This is a genomic window from Methylibium sp. (assembly GCF_031393925.1).
In the GTDB taxonomy this organism is placed as follows: Bacteria; Pseudomonadota; Gammaproteobacteria; order Burkholderiales; family Burkholderiaceae_C; genus Methylibium.
In genome coordinates this window covers 1-4,539 of sequence record NZ_JANMWL010000240.1, presented here as the reverse complement: position 1 = coordinate 4,539, position 4,539 = coordinate 1, and the positions used below count along the sequence as shown (strand labels likewise).

The following is a 4,539-nucleotide window of genomic DNA, read 5'->3' as shown; positions in this document are numbered from 1 at the left end:
GGCCGAGGCGCCGGCAAGCAGCAGGGCGAGGAGGAGGCGGCGGGCGGGTGGGCTTGGCTTCATCCTTCAAGAATGTAGCTGCGAGGTAGAAGGCGCGTGGGTGGTCGGGTTGGGGCGTTGCTTGCGTTCGTGCCTGTTTTGCAAAGTGTGGCGGGAGGTGAGGTCGGGCTTGCCCTCACCCCAACCATCTCCCCGAGGGAGAGGGAGCAACACGAGTCCCCTGCCAGGGCGAGAGGGGGCAACCCGAGTCCTGGCCCAGGGGGTGGGGCGCAATGGGTCAGCCCTCGATGGCTTGGACCACCATTTGCACGCGGTCCACGCCGCGGTAGCTGTCTACGCTGAGGCGGTAGGCCAGTCGCACGCGCTCGGCCACCGGTTCGGCGTGGCCGAACCAGATCGCTTCGCGCAGGTTGCCGCCGTGGCGCAAGGTGAGCTTGAGGTGCTTTTCGCCGACCAGTTTTTGCGAAACCACCTCGACCTCGTCGAAGAACACCGGCGCATCGAAGGCCTGGCCCCAGACCTCGCGCTCCAGCGCATGCACGGTGGCGGGTGCGAACCACTGCGCGTCGAGTGGGCCGTCGGTGGCGACCGTGCGTGCGAGGGTGGCGGCGTCGAGCCACTCGTTGGCCACCAGCGCCAGCGCCTGCTCGAAGGTGCCAAAGTCTTCTTCGGCGAGCGTGGCGCCGGCCGCCATCGCGTGGCCGCCAAACTTGCGCAGCACGCCGGGGTGGCGCTTGCTGATGAGGTCGAGCGCGTCGCGCAGATGAAAGCCGGCGATCGAGCGGCCCGAGCCCTTGAGCAGGCCGTCTTGCCCGCGCGCGAACACGAAGCTCGGGCGGTGCAGGCGGTCCTTCAGGCGCGAGGCGACGATGCCGACCACGCCCTCGTGGAACCCGCGGTCGTAGATCGCCACGGCCGGCGGCGGCTCGCCCTCGGGCATGAGCAGTTCCACCATCGCCTCGGCCTGCTCGCGCATGCCGGCCTCGACCTCGCGGCGTTCGCCGTTGATGGTGTCGAGCTGTTGCGCGAGCTCGGTGCAGCGCGCCACGTCGTCGCTCAGCAGGCATTCGATGCCGAGCGTCATGTTCTCCATGCGGCCGGCGGCGTTCAAACGCGGGCCGAGCGCGAAGCCGAAGTCAAAGCCGCTGGCGCGCGCCGGGTCGCGCCCGGCCGCCACGAACAGCGCCGCGATGCCCGGCTGCATGCGCCCGGCGCGGATGCGCTTCAAGCCCTGCGCGACGAGGCGGCGGTTGTTGGCGTCGAGCTTCACCACGTCGGCCACGGTGCCGAGCGCGACCAGGTCGAGCAAGCTGTCCAGGCGCGGTTCATGACCGCCCCCATGCTGCTGCGCAGCTGCCCCCCGAGCGGGCGCGCCGCCTGCTTGGGGCGGCCCGGCGGGACTGCCCCCACGCTGCTGCGCGGCTGCCCCCCGAGGGGGCGCGCCGCCTGCTTGGGGCGGCCCGGCGAGACTGCCCCCGCGCTGCTGCGCAGCTGCCCCCCGAGGGGGCGCGCCGCCTGCTTGGGGCGGCCCGGCGCTGGCGGCGGGCCGCTCCTCGAACGCACCGCGTGCGCGCAGCTCGGCGCGCGTGGCGAGCAGCACGTAGAACATCACGCCGACGCCGGCCAGCGCCTTGCTGGCAAAGCCGCAGGCCGGCTGGTTGGGGTTGACGATCACGTCGGCGGCCGGCAGCACCACCGCGCCGTCGACCACGGCCGGCAGGTGGTGGTCGGTCACCAGCACGGCCAGGCCGCAGGCCTTGGCATGCGCCACGCCTTCCAGGCTGGCGATGCCGTTGTCGACCGTGACGAGCAACTGCGGCCGCTGCGCGAGCGCCAGGTCGACGATGGCCGGCGTGAGGCCGTAGCCATGCACCTTGCGGTCGGGCACCACGTAGCCCAGCGTGTCGGCGCCCGCGCCGAGCAGCGCCAGGCCGCGCAGCGCGACGGCGCAAGCGGTGGCACCGTCGCAGTCGTAGTCGGCCACGACGACGATGCGCTGGCGCTGCGCGATAGCGTCGGCGAGCAGCCTGGCCGCGTCGGTGGCGCCTTTGAGTTCGGTCGGGGCGATCAGCTTGGCCAGCGAATCGTCGAGCTGCTCCGCCGAGGTGATGCCGCGTGCGGCGTACAGCCGCGCGAGCAGCGGGTGGACGCCGGCCTGTTCGAGCGTCCAGGCGGTGCGGGGCGGTACGTCGCGGGTGGTGATGCGCATGCTGGGTCGAGGGTCGTGATCGTGCGTGGCGTGCGTGGCGTGCGTGGCGTGCGAGCGGGCCAGCGGTCGGTCAGGCAAGGCAGGCGAATGTTCGCGCTGGCGGGTTCGACCTCTCGCGCGGGCGGGAGAGGGCGCAATACCGTGCGGTGCGGTGGGTGCGGCTGCGACCCCGGCCGGTTTTTTCCCCGTGAGGGTGAAGCTGGGTGATGGCAGGGCAGGTGCTCGCGATGCGCAGCGACGCGCTCATCACAGTTCCTTCAGCAAGGCGGCAGCGCGCGGGCCGCCGAAGCGGCTGCGCAGTCCGTGCAGCCAGCCGCGCGGCTGGCGGATGTAGGTCTGCGCATGGCGCTCGCCGCACAGCGTGAGCGACCAGGCCGCGTCGCCATGCAGCGCCTCGCGCAGCGGGCCCGCGTCGAGTGCGCGCCAGGCCTCGGCCCAGGCCTCCCAGTCCTCGCGCAGGGCCGGGGCGCGCAGCGTGTCGATGACGTCGGGCGCGGCATGGCGCGCCGGCTGTCGCACGCCGCAGCCGCTGAGCCAGAAGCTGTTGAGCGTGTCGCGGCCCTCGCTCTCGCGGGCGTCGTTGAGGGCGTGGGTGTAAAGCAGCATCTGCACCTCGTTCTGCAGCCGCTTGACGAGCCCTGCGCCCGGGTGCCCGGGCATCCACAGGTCGGGGTTGCGGCCCTCCACGCGGTCCAGCGAAGCGGTGGGCAGCGCGGTGAGCGACTCGTGGGCCACGTACCAGCGCGTCGGCGCGCCCCAGGCGGCGCGCCAGCCGAGGCTTTCGAACAGCGGCCGCACCGCGTCGAAGTAGGCGCGCGACTCGACTTCGTCCAGCGCCAGCGCTTCGGGGTCGCCCATCGTGATGGCGTCGCGACCGACGTGCCAGTGCACCGGGCTGAGCAGGCCCCAGGCGAGCTTGCCGGTGTCGATGCCGTCGGCGGCGGCGGCTTGTGCGGCCCAGGGCAGCGCGCCATCGGCGCCGGCCCAGCCCAGCGCCTTGCCCAGCACGCGCTCGTGCGGCGGCGAGAGCTGGTATTCGTCGCCGTCGTTGCGCTCGGCAGGCGCCAGCCGCGTGAGCAGCGACTCGAGCGCCGGTAGCGTCAGGGCACCGAGCGCATGCCGGCCGGCATTCGAGAGCGGCGCGGCAAACGGGATCACGAGGTGCATGGCGGCCGATTATCCGGGCCGTGGGTTTGGGCACCGTTGACAAGCGGTAGTCCACGGCTACATTCGTTTTCGGCGCTGCCGACACGAAGTCTCGTCGGGCGCCTCTCGTCACACCGACGGGCCGGGTTTATGCCCGAACGCGTCGATCGACCATCAACCTTCTAGAGAGAATCATCATGAAGCCCAAGATTAGCGAAGAGTACGTACAGATCGACGCGGTCGGCTGGAAGCCGTTTCCGGAAGCCTTCTCGGACGGGGGCATCCGCTGGAAGCTGCTGCACGTGTCGCCCGAGCGCGGCTCGTGGACAGCGATTTTTGATTGCCCCAAGGGCTCTTCCTTCGCGCCGCATGTACACGCCGGTCCCGGCGAGTACCTCATGACCAAGGGCAAGATGGACGTTCGCGGCGGCACGGCAGCCGGCGGCGACACCGCCATCGCACCGGGCTACGGCTTCGAATGCTCGGGCGCTCGCCACGACCAGACCAGCTTTCCGGTCGACAGCGAGTTCTACATGACCTTCCTCGGGCCGCTGACCTTCATCAAGCCCGACGGCGCACCGATCGCGGTGATCGGCTGGGCCGAAGCGCAGGGCGCCTGGGGCTGAGTCGAGCCCCACGCTTGCTGCGTTCACTGCCCCCCGAGAGGGTGGGCAGCGCCCCCGGGGCGGCCCTGCGGGCACTGATACGGATTCGCCTGCAATCGAATAAGACCTGCAGTGCGCAGGTGGCCCGTTCCTGAGCGCGGCTGGCGTCGGGTCCTTCCGGTAGTTTGGAAGGTTCGCGGGACACCGTCTGCCGCGAGCCACCGCCGTCGGTGTGCGCAACGCAGAGCACCGCCGTGTCTCACAGGCGCGCCCTGGCAGACGCCGTTACAGAGCACCGCGCACCGCGACCCCACGGCGTCGGTTTTTGCAACGCACAAGCCCGCCGTGTTTGCAAAGGCGCGTCCGGGCAGGCGGCAGCGCGCCTTCGAGGCGCTGAGGAGCACAGGGCCCGTGGCTGCGCGCAGCGCTTCGTCCTCTGACTCGTCGCGCTTGTTTGAACGCAGCGAACGCAGTGAGCGCAGTGAGTTGCGCGACGGGCCACGAGCCCGAGCACCGCAAGGCAGTCGGAGCAAAGCGCAGACCGCCTCGATGAAGCGCTGCCGCCTGCCCGGACGCGCC

3 protein-coding genes are annotated in these 4,539 nt (G+C 71.3%); 1 reads left to right on the top strand and 2 read right to left on the bottom strand.

All coding sequences use genetic code 11. The features are described from left to right. Positions 1–277: 277 nt before the first annotated feature. Positions 278–2,209: a single-stranded-DNA-specific exonuclease RecJ gene (gene recJ / locus RMO12_RS12615; RefSeq protein ID WP_309639558.1), complete on the bottom strand. Its 1,932-nt coding sequence runs from the start codon at positions 2,207–2,209 to the stop codon at positions 278–280. 246 nt (positions 2,210–2,455) lie between these two features. Further along, entirely contained in the window at positions 2,456–3,376 is a 921-nt protein-coding gene (locus tag RMO12_RS12610; RefSeq protein WP_309639557.1) for a hypothetical protein, read from the bottom strand. 176 nt (positions 3,377–3,552) lie between these two features. Here RMO12_RS12610 and RMO12_RS12605 point away from each other — a divergent pair, with 176 nt between their 5' ends. Next, a complete protein-coding gene (locus RMO12_RS12605; RefSeq protein ID WP_309625722.1) occupies positions 3,553–3,981 on the top strand; it encodes a 2,4'-dihydroxyacetophenone dioxygenase family protein in 429 nt (142 codons plus the stop codon). The last annotated feature ends 558 nt before the right edge of the window (positions 3,982–4,539 follow it).